The following is a 25,902-nucleotide window of genomic DNA, read 5'->3' as shown; positions in this document are numbered from 1 at the left end:
AGAGAGGAGGATAAATGGTGAAAGATGAAGAGATTTTAAAAACTATAGAAGCGTTCTCGGATTATCTTCAAGTAGGAGACATCGTGAATTATGTATTGCGTTGGATAGGATGGTTCCTAATTGTAGGCTTATCTTTAGTTGTAGATGCTTTAGAAGGTGTGACAGATGCCATACTGGGGATTAAAGGATTCTTTAATTCACCGGAAATACAAAATTTTGTTGATATGTTATATCCATTGTTTGTCGTTCTTTTAGCCATATCGTTTTTATATATTGGCTACATGTTCATTATGAACAAACAAATGAACCGTTCTCAAATTATCATCAATATTTTTGTAACACTGAGTGTACTTTGTTTGTTAAGTACTGGTATGACAAAGGTTGATAAGTTCACCGATGATGCTATAGCAGTTGTGAAATCAGAGCAAAAAGGTTCGTTGAGTGATGAAATTATTAAGAAGAACATAACGGATATTGCAGTAATAGATCAAAATAAGTGGAAAAAGAAAGAGGATATGAATCCGAAAAATAATATTCCCGAGAAAAACATTAGGCAGATAGATATTACCGAAAAAATAGATAAAGATTTTGAGTTCACAAAGGATAAAAATTTATCGGATGATGGTCAGAAAATTTTGCAGAATAAAAGAGTAATGGATGCGTTAGGAGTCGCATCTTTAGCCGAATTGAAAGATGGATGGTTTGATTTCTTTCCCGAAAAGTATTATCGCTGGCATTGGAACTTTTGGAATATATTCTTTACTTTACTGATAACAGGCGCAACGTTGTTATTGGTGAGTATTAAATTAGCTAGGTTATTTTATGAATTGGCATTTAACTACTTGTTAGCGAACATATTAGCACCAGCCGATGTTGCGAATGGTCAAAAGTTAAAAGCCGTGTTATCCCATATCCTCAATATATTTATAGCAACGATTATGATATTCCTATCTTTGAAGCTATATATAATGGGAACGGCGTTTCTCCATGACAAATTAAATGGTGTACCGTATCTTATTGCATTAGCGGCATTTAGTATGGCAGTTTTAGATGGCCCGGCAGTCGTAGAAAGGCTATTTGGAATAGATATTGGATTAAAGAGCAGTTGGGGCATGTTAGCAGGTGGTTTAGCAGGTGGTTTCGCACTTGGTAAAGGAATTGGCGCTCTTGCAAATTCAAAACCAATGAAAGGTCTAGGAAATATGATTGGAATAGGAGCAAAAGGTGCAGCAAAAGGTGCTGGTGTTGCAGCAACAAAAACCGCAAATGCGGCTGGAGGTATGGCAGGTATCATAAGTGGCTTGAAAAAAGGGAATGAATCCGGAAATAAAGAGTCTTTGCAGGATCAAATGAAAAAAGCGGATCAAAAAAAAACACAGGGCAATGACTCAGCAAATAAAGAAAAAGAAAAAGGTAACTTAAACAAGGAAGAAGATAAAAAGAATGGTGGCACGCCATCTATTCAAGAAGATATGAAAAAAGAAGGGAATGAAAACCCAGGGGTAGCAAATGGGCAAGAATCGGGAACAACAAGTCTTCAAGATGAAATGAAAGAAGCTGGAAAAGCAATTGGAGCGAGTGAAGGAAATCCAACAGCCGGAGCGGTAAAACAAGGAGCAAGTGAAGGGAATCCAACAGCCGGAGGAGTAAGAAAAGGAGCAAGTGAAGGAAGTCAAACAGCAGGAACGGTAAGACAAGGAGCAAGTGAAGGAAATCCAACGGCAGGAACAGTAAGACAAGGAGCAAGTGAAGGAAATCCAACGGCAGGAACAGTAAGACAAGGAGCAAGTGAAGGAAATCCAACGGCAGGAACAGTAAGACAAGGAGCGAATGAAGGAAGTCAAACACCAGGAATAGTAAGACAAGGAGCGAATGAAGGAAGTCAAACACCAGGAACAGTAAGACAAGGAGCAAGTGAAGGAAATCCAACGGCAGGAACAGTAAGAAAAGGAACAAGTGAAGGAAATCCAACGGCAGGAACAGTAAGACAAGGAGCAAGTGAAGGAAATCCAACGGCAGGAACAGTAAGACAAGGAGCGAATGAAGGAAGTCAAACACCAGGACCAGTACCAAGTGGAAGTAGCCCGGCACCAGTAGAAGCATCAAGACCAGTGCCAAACGGAAGTAGCCCGGCACCAGTAGAAGCATCAAGACCAGTAGCAAGCGGAGGAAGCCCGGCACCAGTAGAAACATCAAGCCCAGCACCAAGTGGAGGAAGCCCAGCACCAGTGGAAACGCCAAGATCAGTGCCAAGTGGAAGTAGCCCGATTATTCCTTATGAAAGTGATAAAGAAGTGGCAGCAAGTAGAAGTCAGGAAACACGGACATTAGGACAATATACAACGGATAAAGTTAAACATACTACATCATCCATGAAACAAAAAGTAAGAGGAGTGCAAGAACGAATTAATACTTCTGAAACGTTACAGAATACAAAGCGTTTTTATCAAATGGGTCAAAATACGGGTCAAAGTTGGAGAGATATCGTGAGCAAAAATAAAAATAATGTGGATAAAAAATAAGCGTAATCGTACGCTTATTTTTTATTGTCGAAAAGGAGGGAATCCCGATGAGAAGCTATCGGATTCCGAAGGAAATCAGTACAGAATTACGGATTAATAAAGTGCTTTATCTAATAGATTTCTTTTTATTAATTGGTTTATTAGTTGTAACGATGATTCTTAGGAACTTTGTACATGATTCCTTTCAATTACCATTTCTTATTTTCATGGCAGCTATTGCAATTATCATGATTTGGCGACCAAGTACGAATCCTCAAAAACGAATGTATGAAGTGTTGATTATTACATTGCTAAGAAGAAAAGGCGCATATTGTGCCGTTGATAACGATCAATAAGGGAGGGATCACATATGGCGTTATTCAGCGAAAAAGATGTAGAGAAAGAAGAGCCAAAACAACTAGAAAGACCGAAGAAAAAAGTATTTCGATTTAACGAAAAAAATGTAAAAGAATCACTTTCTGAACCAAAAGAAATTGTTAAGGTGATACCCAACAAAAAGAAAGAAGAAGAAAAAATAAAGGTAGAAAGAAACGTAAAAAAACAGAAGAAAGAAAAGCCAAAGAAAGATGTTTCGAAAAAGAAAAATCCAAAACTTTTAGGTTTTTTATCTAGAAAAAAGAAAGAAGCACCACCAAAGGTAAAGAAAAGTATTGCGGAAATTATGCAAATTATAGATATGACGGAGGATGGCATATTTGAGCTGAAAAATGAGGAGTTTTTAGAAATTCTTCAAGTGGAAGGTGACGATATGTTCTCTAAGAATAGCGATGAACAAGCATTTGTTATTTTCTCACATGCGTATTTTTATCAAGCTTACAAACAGTCCATTAAACTCGTTTTTTTAAACTTCCCATGTCAAACTACCGAACAGCAACGATATATGGAGAAAAAAATTAAAGAATGTACCAGTCCTTTGTATGAGCGAATTTTAAATCAAAAGTTAAAAGAACTTCAGTTTTTAGAATGGGGCAGAACAAATCGGGAAGCCTTCTTATTTATTTACGGAGAAACGGAATTAATCGTAAAAGAGCGTGTAGATGCAGCAAAGCGATATATCAAACGCTCTACCGAACTATTAGAGGTGGATGAAGAGAAAAAGTTAGAGCTTATGTTTAAATTGTTTAATCAAAATGCAAAATTAGGAACGAAAAATATATGGTAGTGAGGGGGAAACAAGATGTTTGCGTTCAAAAGTAAAAAATCCAAAAAGGAAAAACAAAAAGAACTAAAAAAGAAAAAAGGTTACAACCCTTATTTAGTAGCTAGGCTTCAGCCACAAGGGGGAATCAGTTTTAAAGAAAGTTATGTGCAAACAGGTGATGGATTTGCTACTTGTATTCATATCTATGATTATCCAACAGAGGTAAATGATTTTTGGTTAGAACAAATTATGAATATGCCCAATGTGATTACAATACTAGATGTAATGAGTGATGACCGAAAAGAGGTTGTTGAATCCATTAATAAATCCATGAGTGAACAAAGTGTTCGGCATGATACAGCGAAAGATAATATAGATCGGATTGATGCGAAAAATGAATTCTTAGAGCTGGAAGCTCTTTATACGGACTTAAAACAAGGTGAAGTCATGAAGCGTATTCACATCCGTATCTATGTTTCCGCTAGAACATTAGATGAGTTAGAAAAACAAGTGAAAGAAATCATGGAAACATTAGAATCCTATAACTTTCGCGGAGCTGTCTTTTTAAATGAACAAGAATATGAATGGGATGCACTCGTAACGAGTTTTGATACACAAAAAAACTATGTGAACCGAAGAAAAGGGAAAGAAATTCCGGCAGTCAGTTTGGCTGGTGGATGTCCATTTCACTATTCTTATTTGCACGATCCATACGGTACGTATTATGGAACAACGAAAACAAAAGGAAATGTTATCTTTGATATTTTTCATAAAGACAAACAAAGAAAGGGTTATAACGGGGTAATGGTTGGAAAGCCTGGTGCTGGAAAATCAACCTTACTAAAAAAGAAAGCCGTGGATTATGCAAGTAAAGGACATTTTATCCGTATTTTTGATATTGTAGGTGAATTTGAGGAAACAGTACGTGACTTGAATGGAAAAACAATTGCATTAGATGGATCACAAGGTCAAATTAACCCACTTCAAGTATATAAGACAGCAGAAAGTGAGGAAGTTAGTTTCATTCAGCATTTATCTAAAGTGACAACTTTTTATCGCTTTATTGCACCAGAAGCAAAAGATGATGAAATTAAAGAGTATGAAAATTTGCTTCGAAAATTATATATTCGTATGGGATTATGGAATGATAAAAAAGGAGCAACAAATGAAATTACAACAAGAAAACCGAAAGAATACCCTATCTTCTCCGATTTTTTAAATTTTGTTCGTAACGAGTTATATCAAGATGTAGAAAGTAAAAAACACCATGAAAATTTAGGAGACAGTAGAATCCATCGTTTAGAATTAATTGAATTAAATCTTATGAACCTAGTAGAAGTGTATGCACAATTATTCGATGGACATTCTACAATTGAAGATTTCAAGAAAGAACAAGTCGTATCTTTTTCCTTACGGAATATATCCAGTTCTAAAGCAGAAGTGTTTCAAGCGCAAATCTTTAATGTGTTAAATCTCCTTTGGGATGAAATGATTTCAAATGGTGCGCCTCAATTAAGAGCCTTTAACAAAAAGCAAATTGCTTTTGAAGATGTCATTCGATATTTCATTATTATTGACGAAGCACATCATATTATCGTGCGCCCGTAAGGGACTTATACGATTGCCTAAATAAGGCTAGAGAAGACGACTCTCTATCGTCAACCACCTTATCCTAAGGGGAAACCCAAGGGGGAGTGTAGCATGGTGTGTAAAGGCACAAGTCAGGTAAACCATACATCCTGCGACTGAGTGTCGAGACGAAAAGATTGAGAAGGAATAAAGCTGGATTGCCTGAACCCCAGTGCAAGGAGAGTAATGGTGTTCCTTTACCTATTATGGTTAAGAGGTAATGTTGATAGGGTTAGCGTATTTTATGATTGCGTCTAACAAAAGTGCAGAGTATTTGGTGATTGCTCTGTGTGTCGTCCAACATATCAGTCCACGCTCAATATAGAGTGAACGCACGAACGGGGATTCCTAACTCAATCACAAGTATCGATAAGTTGCTAAACGGGGATTACCTAAGTCGGAAAGCATGAATAAGGCTATGGTACAACTGGTATCTGAATATCCGATATGGTAACGGAGTTCTCGTAGTAGTCTGAGCTAGGGAAAGCCTAGTACATGGCGAAGGGGAACAGTTTATCCTATCTGAAAAATAAAGGAAGGTTATGGTGGATGCCATGAGAAGACCTGAACTGATTTTAGACGTCCTAAGTAAAAAAGCCAGAAACAAGGAGTATGTATTTGAAGGCCTATACAAGAATCTCTATAATCCTGACTTCTTCCTAAAAGCATATGGAAATATCTATGCAAAAGAAGGGAACATGACAGAGGGCACTGACGGCAAGACTATAGACGGCTTTAATCTCGAACTTGTTGAAAAATTAATCGAATCGCTCAAAAAGGAATCTTATAAACCTAAACCTGCAAGAAGAAAATACATTCCTAAGAAAGATGGTAAGCAAAGACCGTTAGGGATACCGTCTTTTGATGATAAATTAGTCCAAGAAGTTGTGAGACAAATCTTAGAAAGCATCTATGAAGTACGCTTCTTAGACTCGTCACATGGTTTTAGACCTAAGAGAAGTTGCCATACTGCTTTGATGGCAGTAAAGGGAAAATGCTCAGGTGTGAAATGGTGGATAGAAGGAGATATTAAAGGCTTCTTCGACAATATCAATCATCAAACATTGATAAATTTACTAAGAAGGACAATAAAGGATGAAAGATTTATCAATCTAATATGGAAATTCCTAAAAGCAGGGTACATGGAGGACTGGATATTCAATAAAGCATATAGTGGAACACCTCAAGGAGGGATTGTAAGCCCGATACTAGCCAACATATATCTTCACGAATTAGACTCTTTCATGGAGAAATTGAAATTCAGTTTCAACAAAGGCAAAAGAAGGCGAAACAGTCCCGAATATAGCAGCCTAAATAATAAGGTTTGGAACCGTAACAAAAAAATACGAGAACAAAAATTGAGCGAAGAAGAAATAAAACAAGTTGAAAAAGAAATTAAAGAACTGTCAATGGCAAGAGAAAAAATATCGTCAGAGGACCCAATGGATGAAAACTTTAAACGATTGCAATATATACGATACGCAGATGATTTCGTTGTTGCAGTTATAGGAACAAAAGAAGATGCTAAGGAAATTAGAGATAAAATCGCCAGATTTTTAGATAATACTTTGAAATTGGAACTTTCAATGGAAAAGACTCTTATAACCCATGCGAAATCAAAGCGAATGTCTTTTCTAGGATATGAAGTTAGTGTAGGAGGGAACAAAAAAGTTACTTCTTCAAGTGGGATTACACGAAGAAGTCTTAGTGGCATTCCTATGCTACATCTACCACATGAAAAGATGAGAGACTTTTTATTTAATAAAAAGTACATGGTAGAAAAAAACGGAAACTGGAAAGCTACCCATCGCAAGGATTTGATAGGGAATGATAATTTAGAAATTATAGCGACCTATAATGCGGAAATAAGAGGATTCTACGAGTACTATAAATTGGCGGTAGATGTGAGAAAGCTAGATGGTGCATATCACATTATGAAAACGAGTTGTGCCATGACACTAGCCAACAAATACAAAACTTCTTGTCACAAGATTTATAGGAAGTTTAGCCAAAAAGGAATCTTTGGAGTCTCTTACGAGACTAAGAAAGGAACAAAATTTCGTCCCCTCTACAATGAGGGTTTTAAAACAATTAAAACGCCTACATTGAAAAGCATAAGATTATTTGACTATGAAATAGATTCTAAGCCCAACGAAATGGAATATAAAGGACGCACCTCTCTAGAAGAAAGGTTACTTGCAGGAAAATGCGAGTACTGCGGAAAAGAGGAACAATGCGAAGTTCATCATGTGAGGAAATTAAAAGACCTCAAAGGTAAGAAAAAATGGGAAGAATTTATGATAGCTAGGAGACGAAAAACATTAGTTCTTTGTAAAGATTGCCATGTTAAACTTCACGCTGGCAAAATGGATTAGGGCGAATCTAGGGTAAATGGCGAGCCGTATACTCTGAGAGGAGTACGTACGGTTCTGAGAGGAGTTCTTGAAAACCTACCTCTGCGAAGACGGAAAGGCGTCGGGTTCTTACTCTACAACACACGAAAAGAAAGTGCACACGCTTTACAATTTTTAATTAAATTTAGCCGAGAAGATCGGAAATATTTTGCTGGTCTTTTATATGCAAGTCATACAATTCGAGATTTTGTACCGGAAGGATCTTCACAAGAAATGATTGATGAAATTAAAAAGCTATTTGAACTTACACAGTACAAATTTATCATGCAACAAGATAATAACAGTTTAGATATGTTAAGAAAAGTATTTGCAGGACAGTTAAGTGAAAGTGAGATTGCAGCCATTCCACATTTGCCAACAGGGGATGTCATTTTAAGTATTGGGGCTGTAAAAAACATTCATTTTCATGTAGAAGTAACAGACGAAGAATTGATGTTATTTGGGGGAGGTGCTTAATACCATGCATCTAGTTTTAAAGATTATACCAAAGAAATGGCTCATCACTTTAGCACTAATTGTGATGGGTCTTTTTTCTTTTCTTTTACTTGGAGTTATAAGTATTTTTATTGCGGCAATGGGTGGAGAGAGTGGAACAGACGCAGGTGATATTACGTATACAGGTGAAGGGCAAGTCATGAATGTTTCACCCGAAGTTTTAAAATGGGAGCCAACCATACGGAAGCATGCGAAAGCCTTTGGTGTGGAACCGTTTGTTGCTTTAATGCTTGCCCAAATGATGCAAGAAAGCGGAGGGCGTGGTAGTGATCCGATGCAGAGTTCCGAAGGCGCATTTAATACGAAATATTGTAAATCACCAAACTGTATTACAGATCCAGATTACAGTATTTGGGCTGGTGTACAGGAGTTTAAACATGCGATAGAAAGAGCCGGAGTAACGAGTCCAGGGGACATGGATCATATCAAAACAGCACTTCAAGCTTACAATTTTGGAACAGGATTTTTTGATTTTGTTAATTCAAATGGTGGTAAATATACAAAGGAATTAGCCATAAAATTCTCACAGGAGCAATACAAAAAAGTAGCCCACACTGGTATGTATCATTGCCTTAGACCAGAAGCTGTACCGTATCAAGCGTGTTATGGCGATATACTGTACGTTGATGCGGTTTTAAAATATTATCAGCCGGGTTCTGTCGTTTCTGGTGGAGGAGGAAATCCAGGAAGTGGAGGAAGTAGCGGTTCCAAAGTTGTCGATGTAGGTCGTCAATGGATAGGGCGTTCTACGTATGTATTTGGTGGAGGACGTAACACAAATGACATTGCAAGAGGGATTTTTGATTGTTCAAGTTTTGTGCGCTGGGCATTCGAACAAGTAGGAATGAATGTTAGTCCAATGGGAGCTGTAAGTACGGAAACCTTAAATAAAATTGGTACAACAGTATCAGTAAATGATATGAAACCGGGTGACGTTATTTTCTTTGATACCTACAAGCATGACGGACACGTTGGAATTGTAATTGATAAAAATACTTTCATTGGATGCCAAACAAATAAAGGTGTTTCCATTGAAGATTTAAATAATCCGTATTGGAAAAAAGTCTTTTCTGGTCATGTAAGAAGGTTCTAAAAGCCGAAAGAATAGGAGACTGAAAGAATGAAAGATAAACGAAAATCTTTGTTTATTGTGTTTGTCATTTTAGTTGTAGGTGTGACAGCTTTTAATATCTATTTGAGCAAAAAATCAATGAGTGATGGAAAAGAAAAACAGTTAAAACTTTCAAATGAATTACTAACAAAACAAAATGAAGACTTAAAAAAACGTCTGGATAAGGTGCTTCCTTCCGCACAAGAACAACAGAGAAGGGCGTACTTATCGACAGCCGAAATGTTTATACAATTATCATTTCACCGAGAAAAAGAAGGGTACAGTGAGCGAAAAGAAAAGGCAAAATCCATTATGAGCGAAGAACTTTTACAACAATTCTATCCCACTGACAAATACGAATTAGGAGATACGTATAAAACAAAACCAATAGAAATGAAGTTTTATTTACAAGAAAATGAACCCGATAAAGAGGAGGTAAATGTGTTAGCTGAATTTATAAATGTCACGACAGATTCAGCGCAAAAGCGAGAAGAAAAAGTGAACAATGTGTTGCGAATCATTATAAAAAAGGAAAAGGAAACATGGCGAGTTACGAGTGTAGAAGAACTCAATATGAAAGTTTTATAACGAAAAAGGTGGGGTGAGAGTGTGATAGGTGCAATTAGTAAGAGGAGTGAAAGAATCAATTTAAGAAAAAATAAGTCGTGGGTTTATCTAACAATTATCAGCTTTCTATTTTTGGGTTTTTTCGCTTTCTTGACATCTAAAATTTACATGCCAAACGATGAAAAACTATTCCATACGGAGACAAATAAAGTAATCAAGTTATCAGGAATGGGAAAATTGATTGTAGAACAAAGGGAATACAATCCACACAAAAACTTTATACAAATTCGCTTTCGAATAGAAGGATATGAGGAAACAGGATTCACATTTAAAGTACAAGAAAAGGCAAAGTCTGGTGTTCAATTACCTGTCAAAGTGTTGTATGAAGAGAACGGAAATTATGTGGTAGAAGTAAAAGAGTTATCTCCGAATTGGGGAGCGTTAGCTTTCGACATTTACAATAAAAACGGTGAAAAAGAACAAATGGATATTCGTAAATTCACGCAAGATGTTAACGAATATGAAGAAGAAAATGCATCAACAAAGAGTACGAATAAATTAGTTCAGACGATTTTTACCGATCAAAGAAAAACAAAAGCAAATGATGAATTGTTAGCTGAAAATAAAAAAACATATGAGCTAGATTTTATAGAAAGAGACAAAAAAGATATCGAAACAAAGATCAAAAATTATGGGAAAGCAATCAAACTGGAAGAAGAAAATGCAAAGACAGTTTATGAAAAAGTAAAAGAATTAAAAGATGAAATGAAGTACCAAACTGAAGCGGAAAAAACGGAAACACAATCCAAAATAGCATCTTTAGAATCTAAAATAAAATCATCAGAAAAGAACGTTGAATTGTTTAAAGGGGAACAAAAAATTGCACGAGATAAGATCAAAAAATTAGAAGAAAAGGCACAAGAAATTAATAAAAAGTGAAAAAAGTCATGTCGTGAGTGAGTCTACATCAGGGTATTTCGTATCGTGAGTGAGTCCACATCAAGAAAAAATGAGTCGTGAGTGAGTCTACACCTATAAGCTTTTCTTGCCCCCATCGTTTCGCTAGGCTCCGCCTAGCCCCACACCCTCGGTGGGGGCAGAAACCCCTTATGCTCTTCTCACTATTTTTTGATCTCTACCCACAATTGCAGAAAGGAGCGGAAATTGTGAATCTAAAAATAAGAGATATAGATCCAGTTGCCATAAAGAAAATAGATGAAATTGCAAAGAGGAAAGGATTATCCCGGCAAAAATTTTTGAAAGCTCAAATTGAAATGCTGGCATTTTTTCAGCAGCAAAATAAAAGGGAAATGGAATTAGAAAATCTCATTGAAAAGAACATCCATATGATGAGCGATTGTTATAGCGCAATGGAAAAAATGAATGAGTTTATTCAAATGATGATGCAGGATGTTGAAAATGAATAATGCTGTTCCTGTTCAATCTTCAGTCACAACAGGTGTTGTATTAAAAACGAAATTTGTGTTACCGAGTTCCGATGCTTTTCAGAACTATATAGAGTATGTGGATCGGGAGGAAGCGAAAAGTGAAGTGAAGCTGAATCCGAAAATGTTTGAAACGTATCAGGAATATATGGGGAATCCAGAAAAGACATCGGCACTATTTACGGAACACGCAAATCGTTTAACAGAAAATGAAAAAAAATCCTTAAAGGAAATGTTTAAAACCGCTCATGAAAATGGAAGTATCATGTGGCAGGATGTCATTTCTTTTCATAATCCTTGGCTAGAGGAACAAGGCATTTATGATGAGAAAACAAAAACATTGGATGAAAAAAAGTTGATGGATGTAACACGGCTTGCGATGAAGGAAATGCAAAAAAGAGAGGGGTTGGAAAAAAGCTCTATCTGGTCGGCAGCCATTCATTTTAATACGGATAATATTCATATTCATGTGGCAACTGTTGAACCATTTCCAACGAGAGAACGTGGCAAAAGAAAACCCAAAACATTGGATGCGATGAGGGGAAAAGTCGTAAATAATCTGTTAGATCGTAAGCAGGAGCAAAAACAAATTAATGATTTAATTCGAAAAAACATGGTGGGAAGTAAAAAAGAAAATTCCGTTTTTGATTGGCGCAATCAACATTTGAAACCTTTATTTTTACAAATCTATAAACAGTTACCAAGTGATAAAAGACAGTGGCAATATAGCTACAATACAATTCAGCCATTGAAACCAGAAATTGATGAATTAAGCAGGCGATATATTCAACATCATCATAAAAAAGATTATGATCAGTTTCTCAAAAAGTTAGATAAAGAAGTGCAAGTTTTTAAAGAAGCTTATGGGGAAGGAAAATATGATAAGAAGCAATATGAAAATTATAAAACGAATAAAATCAATGACCTGTATAAAAGAATGGGGAACGCTTTTTTACAAGAAATGAAGGCATATGATAAAGAACAAAAAAGAATCCATCGCATGAAAAAGTCAAAGCCGTTTCAAAAATTTCAAGAGCATGTATCTATTCAATACTCAATGAAAAAAATGGAACGTGCTTTTAAAAGCGAATATGAAAGTTGGAAGAATCAAAAGTATTATGAGCGTATGCAAAAAGAAAGTGCATATCAAAATGAGAGGGGTTATTAAATGAAAGACTTTCGTATGCAAATTACATTGGATGAGGAAACAGATACGTATATTAAAGATTATATGAAAGAACACAATATCAGATATAACGGTGAAGCAATTGTTAGGATTTGTAGAGAACACCAGGCATCAAAAAATACAGAATGGTCATTGAATTATATTTCTGAAGTTGTATCAAAAAACTTACACGATGTGTTGAAAAGTGAACTAACAAAAATCCGTCTTGGTGCAAATAGTGCGGATAGAAATACACAAGTTTTAATTGAATTAATGAATGGATACTTTTTTGCTAATGACCTGGATTTAGAAAGTATTATTACAACGGATAAAATAGAAGTCGGTGGCGTGAAGATAGCAAAAGAAGTCGTAGCGGAACGGATTAGTAATGCAAGACAAAAACGTATAGATCATGAGGCATCAAAGAGCAATGTAACGTAAGCTACATTGTTTTTTTATCAAAAAACAGGAGGTTATTTAGATGTTATTATTTCATGAAGATATCGCATTAGGAGTCATTAAAGAAATTGGAGAAGATGATATTGTGTTACTTGTAAAAGATGAAGAACTAACAATTAAAATTACAAGAGAACAAGTGAGAGAACTGGCAATCCATGTCATGAATCAAGAAAATATGCTAGTTCCGGTTAATGTAAAAACTCATGAGCTTTTCTTTGATACAGCTGAGAGATGGAATGAAGAAGAAATGGAGGAATTGCAAAGAGCGAGTGAAAGAGTAGGAGAAGATCATGAGTAAGAATTATAAGAAAAAGTATCAAACGAAATCACCAGAAGAAAAGAAAGAAGCTGTGCAAGCTTTAACAAAAAAGATGGAAAAAAGCGTAGAAGGTTATTTTCGTACACCGGGAGATTTGAAAGAGTATTTAACGTTTATGGCAAAGTTTTATCACTATTCACCATCTAATATTTCATTAATACAGAGTCAATTCGAGGGAGCCAGTGCAGTTGGTTCCTTTTCTTTTTGGAAAGAAAAAGGGTTTGCGGTTAAGAAGGGCGAGAAAGGAATCCAGATCCTTGTTCCAAACCGAACTGTAGCAAAATTTAAAGACAAAGAAGGCACTTGGAAAACAGTAACTAAAGCAAGTGAGGAAGAGAAAAAACAAATCGAATCTAAAAGCGTAGAAGTGATACCTGGTCGCTTATATTTTGCTATCGGTCATGTGTTTGATGTGTCGCAAACAAGCGCAACAGCAAAAGATCTACCTCGTATTTTTCCGAATCGTTGGCTAGAAGGAAGCATAAAAGATTACAAGAGTTTGTACAGAGGGATGGAAGCTGTTGCAGAAAAAAACGGTGTGAAAATTATTGCACCAAAAGCAGAGCTGGGTGTTGCAAAGGGTGTAAGTTACACCTTAACAAAAGAGGTTGCTTTGAATCCACGAAACAGTGAATTACAAAATGTAAAAACACTTCTTCATGAATTGGCACATGCAAAACTTCATACAGCAGAGACACATATGAATTACACAGCACCAGAAAAAGAGTTTCAAGCAGAAATGACAGCTTATGCCGTTTCTTCTTATTTTGGGATTGATACAAGCGAATATTCGTTAGGATATTTAGCGAGCTGGACACAAGGAAAAGAAATGAAAGATAAAACGAAATTATTGAAAGAAGTACATGAAACTTCAATTGAATTTATTGAGACAATTGAAAACACATTAGAAAAGGAAAAAGAAAAAACAAATGAAAAAGAGGTGGAAGGGATGGCAAATAAAAATGAAAAACAGGATGAAAAAAATATTTTATTGGTGGAATACATGAGTTTAAGTAACACGACACAAGAGCCTGTTTCCATTACAGAGTTAAGGGAGCAAGCAGTTAGAAATCGAGCGTTTGAATCTGTAGAAGGTGCAGAAAAATTGAGTGATAAAGAATTTATTGATGCATTTAACGTGGCAAATCAAGAAAAGTATGCAGCACTAAATCAGGATGAAATTAATCGCCCAACTATGTTAGTTCAATGGAGCGACAACGAAAATTTTAAGGCTAATCAACTGATCCCGTTTGGTGAAGCCGATGAAAAAATGGCTGAAGTTATTTCAAGTATTGAAAAAGCAAGAGAAGAAGCTAAAGAAAGAGGTCAAACCATCCCTTACGATCAAGCTCGTTATCATATTGCCATCCCAAAAGAAGTTGATAGGGATTTTGGGAGAATGGAGCTTGTGAGTATGGATCGTATGAATATGGGAGATGGGGACTACAAGACACCGTATGAACAAGTATTAAACGAGAAAAGGTATCTATCGGATGAAGTGAAACAAGCGTTACGAGATGAGGTAGTGAATCATAGAAGTAACAAAGAAATACCGATGGAAAAATCACAAGAAAATACATTAGAAAAATCGAAAGAGACACCCAACCACTTAGTTACAATTGAAGTATTAGCAAACGGTATGCAAGATGAAGAACTTGCAAGAATCCACATGCTGGATGCTGTTACGAAAGATATAAATTATTTGTCTGTATGGAATCAAGATAAAACAGATCGGGAAGATTTATATGTTTCCCTAATGGAAAAGAACGGGAAACGAGAAAATGTTTATTTAGATAACATTTTGAAACCAGATTTATATGAAAAGGTTCAAGGTTCTATTTTTGATGGAAGAGGAAATTTGTCATTTGTCATTCATGAAAAGGATGCAAATATGAGCCTAGATGAAATCGTAAAAGATGAACGATATGGACTCTTAGTTGATAAAGCGGAGGAACAAAAAGATCACTCATTTAATGAAAAAGAAGTGGAATTGTATAAAGAAATGAAGAAGGAAGGATATGCACCTATTGCCTCTTTAGATCAACAAATTCAATTTTCAAAAGAAAAAGAGTCAACTACGTTAGATAAGGATTTAAGCCGGAAATATGAAGCATACAGACGTTCACAATATGAAGAAACACCAGATAATATTGATAGTATTGTCACTCGTGTAAAAGCTGAAGAGCGATATTATACGACAAAGTATGTTTCGATTGATAATGAGCTGGTAAGCCAGGTACACGTAGTGAAATTAGAAAACCAGGTGGATGAGAAGCTTGGGAAAGAAGGAATAACGGTGAATCAGTTTACAACTTCAAAGGAAATGGATGTAGATAAAAAATTTCAGCCATTAAACGGAAAACAAACGAATAGTAAAGAAAAAGACAAGGAACCAGAGCCTGGTAATGTAGAGCAGGCGAAGGCTACAAAGAAATCAAGTAGAAAAAGAGAAACACTGGAAATGGAACGATGAAAAACTTTATAACAGGAAAACCAGATTAAATCATTTTTTGTTACTCAATTGAGATAACGGAGAGTGATTTTTTTATATCTAAAAATGAAAGAGGGTAAAAGTAAAAGCCCTCTTTCTTGTTTATAGAACGAAAGGAGTGAACGTTATGAATGTATGGCTGTTTGCGGGCTGTATGTTCCTTGTAGCAGTCTTTTTGAACACGTTGTTATTATTCGGTCACAGAATGATGAAAAAGCGGAGAAATAAGAAATGGAAACGTAAAACTGAAATTGTAGATTAATAGGAGGTACTACTTATGGGAAAAACGTTATTTATTGCAGAAAAGCCGAAGGTAGCTGTTGAATTATTAAAATCACCTAGATTTAGAAACTCGCAAAAGCATCCAGGAAGCAAACCGTACTATGGCTACTATGAAAATGAAAATTACATTATTAGTTGGTGCCGGGGGCATTTATTAGAACTAAAACATCCGGAGGAGATGGACGAGAGATACAAAGAATTTAAATTTGATCACTTGCCAATTATTTTAGAGCCGGAATATAAAGAGAAATCGGATAGTCTTGAACAAATTCAAATATTAGCTAAGCTGTTAAATCGTCCCGATGTAGATCATGTGGTCAACTCCTGTGATGCAGATAGAGAAGGTGAGCTTATCTATCGTGAATTATATGAATATGCAGGCGTGAACAAGCGAGAATCACGCCTATTTATCTCTTCTTATGAAGCCGCAGAACTAGAGGGAGCCTTGAATCGATTAGAACCAGGAACAGACTATGACGGGCTTGCACAATCGGCTAAAGCAAGGCAATACCTGGACTATATTCTAGGAATTAATGTTACGAGGGGCTGTACATCAAAACTAGCCAGAAACCAATTCTTATTGGCTTCTGGTCGTGTTCAAATGTGTATCTTGAATGAAATCCGGCAAAGGGAAATTGCTATTCAAAACTATAAAGAACAAACCTATTACAATTTAAAGCTACTAACGGAAAACGGTTTATCACCAGTAATGAAAACAGAAGAGCAACTGATAGATCCATCGCCACTACAAAAGCTTGGAGATAGCTTGAAAGAAACGAATGTAATCGTAACGGAATTTAAAGAAAGTACGAGAAAAAAGAAACCAAAATTATTATATAACTTAACGGATATCTACAAAGATGCTCACGCTAAGATGAAGATAAATGCAGAAACAGCAAAAAAATATATTCAGAGTTTGTATGAAGAAGGCTTTATTACTTATCCTCGTTCTTCATCCAGGCATTTACCTACAGAGCAAGTGGAGCGAGTGAAGGAAGTAATGGCAGCATTAGAAAAAAGCTCCTATGTAAATCTCGTACAACAAGTAATCCCATCTTCTATTACAAAAAAACACACTACATTTAATGATGAATTAGTCAGTAGTCACTTTGCCATCATCCCAACAACAAAATTATATGTCGGGACCAACCGAAATCCATTAGAAAAACAGTTATATGATTTAATTGTAAAACGATTTATCGGGAATTTTATGAAACCGGCAATCTACCTGGTAAGAGAAGTACATTTTATAGATTAAGAGGGCAACACATACAGTACAAAAGAAAAGATCCTACAAGAGAAAGGGTTTCTAAGTGTGTTTCAAGAGGATATAGAAGAGGGATCAGTTGAAGCATTTCAGATACCTATTTTACGAGAAGGAGATTCTTTCAGAATCGTTCAGTATGACTTGATTGAGTCAAGAACAAAGAAACCAGCCTTTCATACGGAAAGTTCCATTTTGACCTTTATGGAAACGGCAGGGCGTAAATTGGATGATGAACAATTGAAAGAACTTATGAAAGGAAAACGAATTGGGACAGTCGCAACGGAAGAAACGTTTATTCCGAAACTGTTAGAGCGAAGCTATATTGATGTTACCAACAGTCAGATTCGAACCACTAATATTGGTCGTGCGTTTATAGACGCTTTTCCGGTAGATGAAATCAAAAATCCAGCTTATACGGCAGAAATGGAAGGGATGATCTACATGATCGAAAAGAATGAAATGAAATATGAGGAATTTGTAGAGAAGACAAATACGTTTGTAAAGGATACTGTAGAGCAACTAGGCGCAATGGATGATAAGGTGTCCGATAGCATCATTAATACCTGGAATCAGCAGATTGAGGTGTGCAAATGCCCTTGTAGAAAAGGAAAAATCCTTCATAAAGGTAATTTCTATGGGTGCAGTAATTATCCAGAATGTGAAATTTCTCTACCAAAGAAAATCAAAGAAAAAGCGATTCCGGAAGCGCAAGCGAAAAAGCTGTTTGAGGATAAGAAAACAGAGCTTTTAAAAGGATTTAAGTCCAATGAGAAAGAGTTTTCCGCTTATCTAGTGTTACATGAAGGGAAAATCAAATTTCAGTTCCCAACACAAGAGGAGCTGTCATTTGGTAAATGTCCAAAATGTAAAAAAGGGGAGATCCTTCATCGTAAAACATTTTATGGATGTACGGAGTATAAAAACGGATGTGATTTTATGTTACCAGCCAAGATGAAAGGGAAAGCAATCCCTGGTAATCAGATGAAAAAGCTAATTCAGTATAAAACAACGGATTTTATAAACGGCTTTCAAGGAGAAAAGGGAGAATTTACAGCAGCTATCTATATGGAAGCGGACGGAAGTTTGAAATTCCGTTTTCCAACGACTGAAGATCGTACAATTGGCAAATGTCCACTATGCAAAAGTAGAGTTCTTGTAGGAAAAAGTAATTACTTATGTGAGCGATACAAAAAGGGATGTGACTTCATCATTTTTGGTACATTCTCTGGAAAAAATCTAAGTAGTAACCATGTGAAAAAGTTGTTAGAAAAAAATGTGACGGATCAGATTAAAGGGTTTATCTCGAATAAAAACGGGAAGAAATTTGACGCTCGTTTATCATACAGCGTACAGGAGAAGCGATTAAAATTCTTATTCGGCAAATAAAAATGAAATGTATCAACTATAAGTAGCAAAAGAGGACTAGGAAACGGAATAGTCCTCTTTTTTATTTCATTTTATAGAGTAAAGGGGGGATTCCGTAATGGCACATGTCAGTACGGAGGATGCGATGAAAGCAAGAAAAGTTGACTTGATTTCATATCTGGAAGCAAAAGGAGAAACGTTTAAGAAAGAAGGAAACTATTATCGTCATACGGAACATGACAGTCTCATCATTAAAGGGAATCAATACGCCTGGAATAGTCGAGGGGAAAAAGGATATGGAGCGATTAGCTTTGCCATGATGTACTATGACATGACATTCCCTCAAGCCGTGATGGACATTCAGAAGGGGGACTACAAAGAATTTGATCGTTCAAAAGCTGAAGAGGAACGCAAAAAAGAGCAGCAGCCATTTATCTATCCAAAACACTTAGAGGTGCAGAAACAAACAGAGATCAAACAGTACTTAATTGATGAACGAAAAATAGATTCTCGCTTGGTGAACTGGTTAATAAAAAAGGATCTCATCGTCCAGGATAAGAAAAATAATGTGGTGTTCAAATGGAGAGAAGAAGGGGGCAAAGGGCAAGTAATTGGAATGAACCGTCAAGGTACTGTCAAAATGGAGAATAAAAGAGGAAGCTTTAAGCAAATTGTCCCGAATTATGAAAAAATCCATGCAGGTTTTACGGTTGATGTAGGTAAGCCGGATAAGATTTATTTTTATGAAGATCCAATCGACATGTTATCCCATTGGAGCATCAAGCAAAATAAAATTCAAAATGCTCGCCTGGTTTCTATGCATGGATTGAAGTCGAAAACAGTGATTCAATCTTTAATGGATGCGAAAAAAGAAGGGCACGATATTAAAGAAGTCATTATGGCAGTTGATAACGATAAGGCTGGTAAAGACTTCATTCAGACGATGAAATGCTTTGTAGATCTTAAAGAGGATATTCCAACGAATGAAAAAGATTGGAACGATGTCCGGAAGAAACAAGTGAGTGAACAACAGACAAAAGAAACAGCTCAACCAAAGAAAATGAAACCAATTAAAGAGGTGGAGAGAAGTGTCTAATATACCATCTATGCCAAACATACTACAGATTTTGATTTATGGTTTTATTATTTATGTTCTTTTACGTATTTGTAAATTTGTGTACCGAAAGATCCAGGAGCGGAGAATGCTGAAGCGAATGGCGAAGTCCGGTATTCGCTATATAGACAAAATGGACGGACATCAATTCGAAGTGTATTTGAAGGCTCTCTTTCGAGAGTTTGGTTATTCCCCAATGGTCACAAAGCAGTCAAATGATTTCGGTGCAGATCTAGTATTAAAGGGTAAAAATCGTATTGTGATCCAGGCGAAACGATACGGGATGAAAAATAGAGTTGGTATAAGTGCTGTACAAGAAATATATGCAGCACAAGCCTATTATAAAGCACATGAGGGCTGGGTTGTAACGAACAGCGTGTATACAAGGCAAGCGAAAGAATTAGCGGAGGCATGCAATGTAAAACTCATAGACCGTGTAGAACTTCAAAAATTGATTAATAAAATTAATCCCGAATATTCGGCTGAAGATGTATATCAAGGGGTAAAACCAGCAGAAAGGAAATGCCCAACATGTAAACATGATTTAGTCGTTCGTAATTCAAATAAAACAGGAAATAAATTTTTTGGCTGTTCCCATTACCCTACATGTACACATACAGAACCAATTAATAAATGAGCTGTGATGAAAATCCGGCTCTTTTTTCATTTGTTTAAAGAATACATGAAAAAAATCAGTTTAACTAAAAAACGACTCTTCAGATTTGGTTTTATGGGATTTTGATGAAGTTATTAATACAATAAGTCGTATTTGTTATAAAAACGCATGTAAAGGGAGAAACGGACTTTACATGCGTTTTTAGGTTTTTTAGGAAAAATAAAAAGGGTAGTCATTATTTACGACTTAACCCTTAGCCTACGATCTGACGAATTGCTTCATTTCGGTTACTAATCTTGTTATCGTGCCAAAAATCCTCTATTTGTTTAACTTGTTCTTTTGTAAATGAAACTAAATTTTCATGTATGGGGAAAGCTTGTTACAATAGTAAAGAATAACTTGGGTACAATTGATAATGAAATGGGGAAAGATGCTAGATGAAAGCAACCGGAGTGACTAGAAAAGTAGATGACTTAGGGCGTGTGGTAATTCCAAAGGAACTTAGAAATACGCTAGGTATTAAAGAGAAATCACCATTAGAGATCTTTGTAGAAGGTGAAGATATTGTGTTACAGAAGTATAAGCCTGGTAGTGTTTGTGCATTAACAGGAGAGGTGTCAAATCGTAACATAACCTTAGCAAATGGTAAGATAACATTAAGTCCAGAAGGTGCAAAACTATTAATAAAAGAAGTAGAACAGTACCTTGTAAAATAAGTGGCTCCTTTCAAGGGGCTTTTTTTAATATCAACATAATAATTTCACGTACCGTAATATAAACAAAATAAATAAAAGAAGATTAATAGGAGATTACTAGAACCAACTGGGGTACGGAAACGATTCAAAGAATAACCCGCCACATCTGAAAAAATCCCCAATTTCAGCGGGTGATTTTTTTATACTTTGTCTTGTAGTTTCCTATATAAAGCTATCTTGAAACATTTGTAATTTGAGGCCTATATGGGGTCGAGATAAAAGCACTAAGTAGCTTTAGACAAAGAACAAGTCAATTTTCTTAACGTACAGAAAATTGACTTGTTGATTAGTTACTCGTTAAAAATGTTTGTAAATCTTCTAGAGGTTATCATATCAAAAAAAGAAAATTTTACTTTAAACAAAAACATTGTTTTTGTATCACTTCTTAATGAATTCATTTACCTGTGACTTTCTTTTTTATTTTTATGTTGTGTAACGACGGCGAGCTTATGTCTTTTTATCTCCGCAAGCTCATCAGAGGTATAACTAAAAATTTCAGATTCTTTTACTGGATTCGAAGTTATCGTTGCCAGTTTTCGCTTCTCTCCCGGTAGTGCATGAAAAAGTTTCTCTAGGTCAAAAGAAGGATTACCTGGTTTTATATTTGGAAATTCTTGTCTAATATATTTTAGAGCTAAAGGACCATTCATTTGACCACTATTGTCATTTTTTAAGTAATATGTTTGCCAATTCGTAAGTGCAATACCAGTATTCCCTTCATCTAATTGTTTTTGTGTAATATAATACATAGCATGTTCATACAGATCCGAGGCATCAGGATTTAAGTCCACTATGATACCTGCTTGCTTAATGAGAAGTTGTTGACCATGTTTTATCGTTTTATATTCAACTTTCCCATCTGTATAGAAAATTTTAATTCTCTTAGAAAAGTTTTGGTTTTTATAATAATCATACACACTAATACCAAATTCTCCTTTGTGAAAAGTAGGAGCTTTATAAGCACGGTTTTCATTGTTAGCTGTATAATCATTTTTAGCACTTTGTTCGGATAAAAAGATAACAAAAGGCTCTTTTAAAAACGTATCATAGGTATCACCAAATGTTGTAACAATCGTTGCGAACGTATCAACGTCTGCTTTCGCTTTATGTTTTGTAAATGGGTTCAAGCTGAATACAATCCCCATCGCTATTCCTACAGGGGGGATTTTTTTTATACATCTCTTTATCTTTTCCTTCATGGATGTGCTCCTTACTTTCTAATTTATACTGTTTCCAACATATTTACATTCTTATCGGTAAGTTTATATTAATTTAAATCCCTTTCAAAAGTCTTTCATAAATATTACAAAAACATTTCATTGCTTCTCATACAAACACTTCAGTACTTTTGTAAGTAATTTCTTAAACTTAGACATACCGATAAGAATAAAAGGATTGATACATAAGTAAACCACCGATCATATAGTCTAAAAATACACTTTTGCGAAGAGCTTAACACCATGAATCTCAAAAACATAAGTGTGAGATTATTACTCGTACAGTTATTTTCTCTGGTACTGGAACTATTTATATCTTCCTCAAGGATGCTGTTCTTACCTTGGTTTGTTGAAGATAGTTTCGGTTTACTTGGGATTTTCGTTACTACACCTTTATTATTATTTATTCGTGTAACTATGACATATCTTAAGAAAAGAAAAAGCCTTTGTATAACAAGAACGAGATAAATGATTCCTTTTAGTTAGTATTGATTAAAATTAAATTTTTTTTGGTGATACTTAAAAACCTTCGGTTAATGAGCATGGGGCCAAGCTGAAAAAATATAGAATATCGTAAAAAAATCAGAATTTTATACGATATTAATGAAAGACTTTTGTAACATTTATGAAAGACTTTTGAAAGGTATTTAAACTAAGATAAACTTCGGAACGTTAAATGCAGTTTAATAAATAGAAAAAATAGGGTAGCACAAAGTGAGGAGCACAATTATGAATGGAAAAGCAAAAAAAAGTATGCGAAAAGTCCTTCCTGTAGGGATTGCAATGGGGATTTTATTTAGCGCAAGCCCCGTAACAGAATATAAAGTGAAAGCAGATGTTGATACGTTTGCAACGATCGTTACAACATTTGGAAATATCTATGACGCGTTTCTTAAAGAGCCATTTGGGAAATGGTTAGAAGAAATAGATGCAAAAAACAGTTATGCTGCTCGTCTTGAAAACGTTGCTTACAAAGCTCCTACTTTTAACAAAGGAGAGTTTGGTATTAGTGCGTTTGATTTTTATAAAGATAAAAATTTTAGCAAGACAGTTAAACTTTCTTATCCAAATGGGAAAGTCGAATATAAAACAATCAAACATGGAGAACAAATTCGTATTAAGAATGCTGGTACAATAGTAGACTTAACTCCTGCAGAGCCAGAACTATCTAAACATGATATTTTGTATATTACACAAAAACAATTAGATGAAGGAAATACGGGGGTTTCACTTACGAATTTCAAAACCTATTATCTAAAAAGTGACAATAGCGGTAGTAAAAATGTTTTAGCAGATAGATTTGAACAACAAGAATTCCCAGGTTATTTTCTTACTAATGGCTCTGGTTTGCGTGATATTCGCTATGTAAACGAAGACCTTTTCAGTAAACTACCAGAAGAAAAACGTATACTAGCAACCATTACTTCGCAGCCAGTAGGCAAGGACGTTCTTTCGAATTATGCTACGAATGATCCTGAAGCTCGTGAGGATCTGAAGAAACGTACACTTGATGTTTACACAAACCATAAAGACGGGGAATATTCTCCTATTTCTATAAAAATTGTAAATGATGGAATAAACATGCAAGCTGGGGATTATGTCCATGAAGCAGGTGACTGGGATTCAAATTCAGGGACTGCTTTTACAATTACACCGATTAAAAAGGGATCTAATAAGGTTATTATATCATCTGTCTTTAATGGGAAAGTAAGATATCTTACTTCTAAATCAGGAGATCGCAGTCAATGGATTTATACTCATGATGGAGATATCAGTTCTGATGAAATATGGGATCTTGTTGTTCGAAAAGACGGTCAGTTTTCTTTAAAAAATAATAAAGGGCAATATTTATACGTTCCTAGAACTGGTAAAAGTGCACCAGCGTGGACTACTGGTGATATTAATGAAGCTAGTAAACTCACAGCTCGCCTTGCAGCACATGAGTGGAATAATTGGTTGATTGATTGGCATCCTCGTAAGAAAAATGAGACAAAGAAACATGAAGGAAAGACATATGACGGGTTAGAGTTCAAAGCTGATGCAAAAGATGGCTCTATATGGACTGCATACAATTCTGGAAAATTGATAACAAATAGTTGGATAAAAAGAGATAATGCTCATTATTATGCGGATTCTTCAGGAACTCTTTTAAAGGGCTGGCAAGAAATTGAGGGGAATACGTATTATTTTAATCTAAATAGTAATCACAGGGTCTCAGGGGGGGGATCTGACTCATTAATTGATGGGAAGCAATATAACTTCAACGATGACGGTGTTCTGCAGAAATCAGCATGGCAAGGCCTATCCTATTCCGATGCTTCAGGAGCGTTTATTAAAGAAGGCGTGAAAGAAATTGATAATAAAATTTATTATTTTAAAGATTACAAGGCTACTACAAATGTACTACGTTTAGAAGATCAAGGTGTCACTCTTCGTTTTTCCAACGAAGGTGTGCTTATGCTTGTTTTTGGGTTGGATGGAAAAGCTCTAAACAAAACAGTTAATGTTACTTTGGACAATAAAACATTACCATTTTACCCAAATGGTGCACTTGAGCCACTAGGGGTCAGCAGATTAGGTAATACAGTGAAATATTTTAGTTTAGAAGATGGGATTAACTATTCCGGTTGGAAGGAATTTGGTGAAGAAAAATATTATTTTAGAGATGGAAAATCTTCTACTGTGAATGGTACAGAAACTATTGACGGAAAAACATATTATTTTAATGACTGGGGACAAGCTACGCAGACAGGGTTTGTTGACATTGATGGTATACCATTCTATCTAAACGATAAAGCTGAAAAGGTAACAGGTGTTCACGAAATCAATGGCCAACTATATCTCTTCTCCAAAGGTGACAGTTTACGCGTATACGGAGAAAAGGTAAGAAATACATATTACAAATTTGAAGGAAAGAAATATTATGCCCTACACGATGGTAGACTTCTCCGAAACACAGAGACTGATATTTGGGTAGGAGATAGACATTACCAGGCTACATTTAATAATGAGGGAGTTATTACCAAAATATATGAACGGTAGGCTAATAGATTAAATAGTTGGCGTTGATATGTGTGAAAATGAGTCATATTATGGATTTTATGCCCATTATATGGCTCATTTTATTTTTATGTATTTCTCTGAGGCGTAATGAAATAGAAGAAATACATATAAAATTATCTCGCATGCAATTATTTCTGTTAGTACTGAACTTATTCATATTTTCTTCAATCATGCCATTTTTACCTTGGTTTATTGAGAGTGCTTTTGGATGGTTAGGCGTTTTGGCTACCACGCCTTTATTGCTAATTATCGGTAGAATAATTCCACAGCTTAAAAAAGTGAAGGGTTTTGCATAACAAGAACAAGGCAGGGTGTTCCCTTTATTGCATCCATTGTTTCACTGTGTATTATGTTATTTCCTACTATGGAATTATCGATTGTAATAGCTCTTATAGTTAATGGTCTCATAGTTATCATAACAATTGTATTTTTAGTGCAAGATTTCTATAGACTGGATTAAAAATA

20 protein-coding genes and 2 pseudogenes are annotated in these 25,902 nt (G+C 35.5%); 20 read left to right on the top strand and 2 right to left on the bottom strand.

The window, feature by feature from the left end:
• The first annotated feature begins 17 nt into the window (after nucleotides 1–17).
• The 18 genes and pseudogenes from ACE38F_RS26640 to ACE38F_RS26555 all read left to right on the top strand — a co-directional run bounded on the left by ACE38F_RS26640 (nucleotide 18) and on the right by ACE38F_RS26555 (nucleotide 20,423).
• Nucleotides 18–2,522 carry a pLS20_p028 family conjugation system transmembrane protein gene (locus tag ACE38F_RS26640; protein ID WP_462782501.1) on the top strand — a complete coding sequence of 835 codons (2,505 nt, stop codon included), beginning with the start codon at nucleotides 18–20 and terminating at the stop codon, nucleotides 2,520–2,522.
• A 47-nt stretch (nucleotides 2,523–2,569) separates the two neighbouring features.
• Nucleotides 2,570–2,857, top strand: coding sequence for a DUF5592 family protein (locus tag ACE38F_RS26635; RefSeq protein WP_375370947.1), 288 nt, complete (start codon nucleotides 2,570–2,572; stop codon nucleotides 2,855–2,857).
• Nucleotides 2,858–2,871: 14 nt separating this feature from the next.
• Nucleotides 2,872–3,684: a hypothetical protein gene (locus ACE38F_RS26630; protein ID WP_375370948.1), complete on the top strand. Its 813-nt coding sequence runs from the start codon at nucleotides 2,872–2,874 to the stop codon at nucleotides 3,682–3,684.
• 15 nt (nucleotides 3,685–3,699) lie between these two features.
• A complete protein-coding gene (locus tag ACE38F_RS26625; protein WP_375370949.1) occupies nucleotides 3,700–5,271 on the top strand; it encodes a VirB4 family type IV secretion system protein in 1,572 nt (523 codons plus the stop codon).
• A 575-nt stretch (nucleotides 5,272–5,846) separates the two neighbouring features.
• Nucleotides 5,847–7,667: a reverse transcriptase/maturase family protein gene (locus ACE38F_RS26620; protein ID WP_375370950.1), complete on the top strand. Its 1,821-nt coding sequence runs from the start codon at nucleotides 5,847–5,849 to the stop codon at nucleotides 7,665–7,667.
• A 111-nt stretch (nucleotides 7,668–7,778) separates the two neighbouring features.
• Nucleotides 7,779–8,162, top strand: a pseudogene (locus tag ACE38F_RS26615) (VirB4 family type IV secretion system protein); the annotation flags it as partial.
• Between the two features lie 4 nt (nucleotides 8,163–8,166).
• On the top strand, nucleotides 8,167–9,294 hold the full coding sequence (locus ACE38F_RS26610) for a bifunctional lytic transglycosylase/C40 family peptidase (protein WP_375370951.1): 1,128 nt from the start codon (nucleotides 8,167–8,169) through the stop codon (nucleotides 9,292–9,294).
• Nucleotides 9,295–9,321: 27 nt separating this feature from the next.
• Nucleotides 9,322–9,900, top strand: a complete 579-nt coding sequence (locus ACE38F_RS26605) for a mediator of RNA polymerase II transcription subunit 8 family protein (RefSeq protein WP_375370952.1) — start codon at nucleotides 9,322–9,324, stop codon at nucleotides 9,898–9,900.
• Between the two features lie 21 nt (nucleotides 9,901–9,921).
• A complete protein-coding gene (locus ACE38F_RS26600) occupies nucleotides 9,922–10,818 on the top strand; it encodes a hypothetical protein (RefSeq protein ID WP_375370953.1) in 897 nt (298 codons plus the stop codon).
• 227 nt (nucleotides 10,819–11,045) lie between these two features.
• Entirely contained in the window at nucleotides 11,046–11,306 is a 261-nt protein-coding gene (locus ACE38F_RS26595) for a hypothetical protein (RefSeq protein ID WP_375370954.1), read from the top strand.
• On the top strand, nucleotides 11,299–12,492 hold the full coding sequence (gene mobP2, locus ACE38F_RS26590; RefSeq protein ID WP_375370955.1) for a MobP2 family relaxase: 1,194 nt from the start codon (nucleotides 11,299–11,301) through the stop codon (nucleotides 12,490–12,492). The genes ACE38F_RS26595 and mobP2 overlap by 8 nt, the downstream gene beginning before the upstream one ends.
• On the top strand, nucleotides 12,493–12,930 hold the full coding sequence (locus ACE38F_RS26585) for a hypothetical protein (RefSeq protein ID WP_375370956.1): 438 nt from the start codon (nucleotides 12,493–12,495) through the stop codon (nucleotides 12,928–12,930).
• A 40-nt stretch (nucleotides 12,931–12,970) separates the two neighbouring features.
• Nucleotides 12,971–13,246, top strand: coding sequence for a hypothetical protein (locus tag ACE38F_RS26580; RefSeq protein ID WP_375370957.1), 276 nt, complete (start codon nucleotides 12,971–12,973; stop codon nucleotides 13,244–13,246).
• Nucleotides 13,239–15,740 carry an LPD25 domain-containing protein gene (locus ACE38F_RS26575; RefSeq protein WP_375370958.1) on the top strand — a complete coding sequence of 834 codons (2,502 nt, stop codon included), beginning with the start codon at nucleotides 13,239–13,241 and terminating at the stop codon, nucleotides 15,738–15,740. Before ACE38F_RS26580 ends, ACE38F_RS26575 begins: the two co-directional genes overlap by 8 nt.
• 145 nt (nucleotides 15,741–15,885) lie before the next feature.
• Nucleotides 15,886–16,020, top strand: coding sequence for a hypothetical protein (locus tag ACE38F_RS26570; RefSeq protein ID WP_375370959.1), 135 nt, complete (start codon nucleotides 15,886–15,888; stop codon nucleotides 16,018–16,020).
• A gap of 15 nt (nucleotides 16,021–16,035) precedes the next feature.
• Nucleotides 16,036–18,693, top strand: a pseudogene (locus ACE38F_RS26565) (type IA DNA topoisomerase).
• A gap of 97 nt (nucleotides 18,694–18,790) precedes the next feature.
• Nucleotides 18,791–19,768: a DUF3991 domain-containing protein gene (locus tag ACE38F_RS26560; protein ID WP_375370960.1), complete on the top strand. Its 978-nt coding sequence runs from the start codon at nucleotides 18,791–18,793 to the stop codon at nucleotides 19,766–19,768.
• A complete protein-coding gene (locus ACE38F_RS26555) occupies nucleotides 19,761–20,423 on the top strand; it encodes a restriction endonuclease (RefSeq protein ID WP_328069239.1) in 663 nt (220 codons plus the stop codon). The genes ACE38F_RS26560 and ACE38F_RS26555 overlap by 8 nt, the downstream gene beginning before the upstream one ends.
• A gap of 232 nt (nucleotides 20,424–20,655) precedes the next feature.
• On the opposite strand, the gene ACE38F_RS26550 is transcribed toward ACE38F_RS26555, so the two are convergent.
• The gene (locus tag ACE38F_RS26550; RefSeq protein WP_240381199.1) at nucleotides 20,656–20,769 is read right to left on the bottom strand and encodes a ribbon-helix-helix domain-containing protein; all 114 of its coding nucleotides are present in this window, start codon (nucleotides 20,767–20,769) and stop codon (nucleotides 20,656–20,658) included.
• A gap of 70 nt (nucleotides 20,770–20,839) precedes the next feature.
• Here ACE38F_RS26550 and ACE38F_RS26545 point away from each other — a divergent pair, with 70 nt between their 5' ends.
• Nucleotides 20,840–21,118: an AbrB/MazE/SpoVT family DNA-binding domain-containing protein gene (locus tag ACE38F_RS26545; protein WP_240381183.1), complete on the top strand. Its 279-nt coding sequence runs from the start codon at nucleotides 20,840–20,842 to the stop codon at nucleotides 21,116–21,118.
• 437 nt (nucleotides 21,119–21,555) lie between these two features.
• Here the strand turns inward: ACE38F_RS26545 and ACE38F_RS26540 are convergent, their stop codons facing one another.
• Nucleotides 21,556–22,356, bottom strand: a complete 801-nt coding sequence (locus ACE38F_RS26540) for a hypothetical protein (protein WP_375370961.1) — start codon at nucleotides 22,354–22,356, stop codon at nucleotides 21,556–21,558.
• A 747-nt stretch (nucleotides 22,357–23,103) separates the two neighbouring features.
• Here ACE38F_RS26540 and ACE38F_RS26535 point away from each other — a divergent pair.
• Nucleotides 23,104–25,416: a cell wall-binding protein gene (locus tag ACE38F_RS26535; protein WP_375370962.1), complete on the top strand. Its 2,313-nt coding sequence runs from the start codon at nucleotides 23,104–23,106 to the stop codon at nucleotides 25,414–25,416.
• Nucleotides 25,417–25,902 lie beyond the last annotated feature (486 nt).

The organism is Bacillus altaicus (assembly GCF_042136375.2).
GTDB lineage: Bacteria > Bacillota > Bacilli > Bacillales > Bacillaceae_G > Bacillus_A > Bacillus_A cereus_U.
This window is presented reverse-complemented; position numbering and strand designations above follow the sequence as displayed.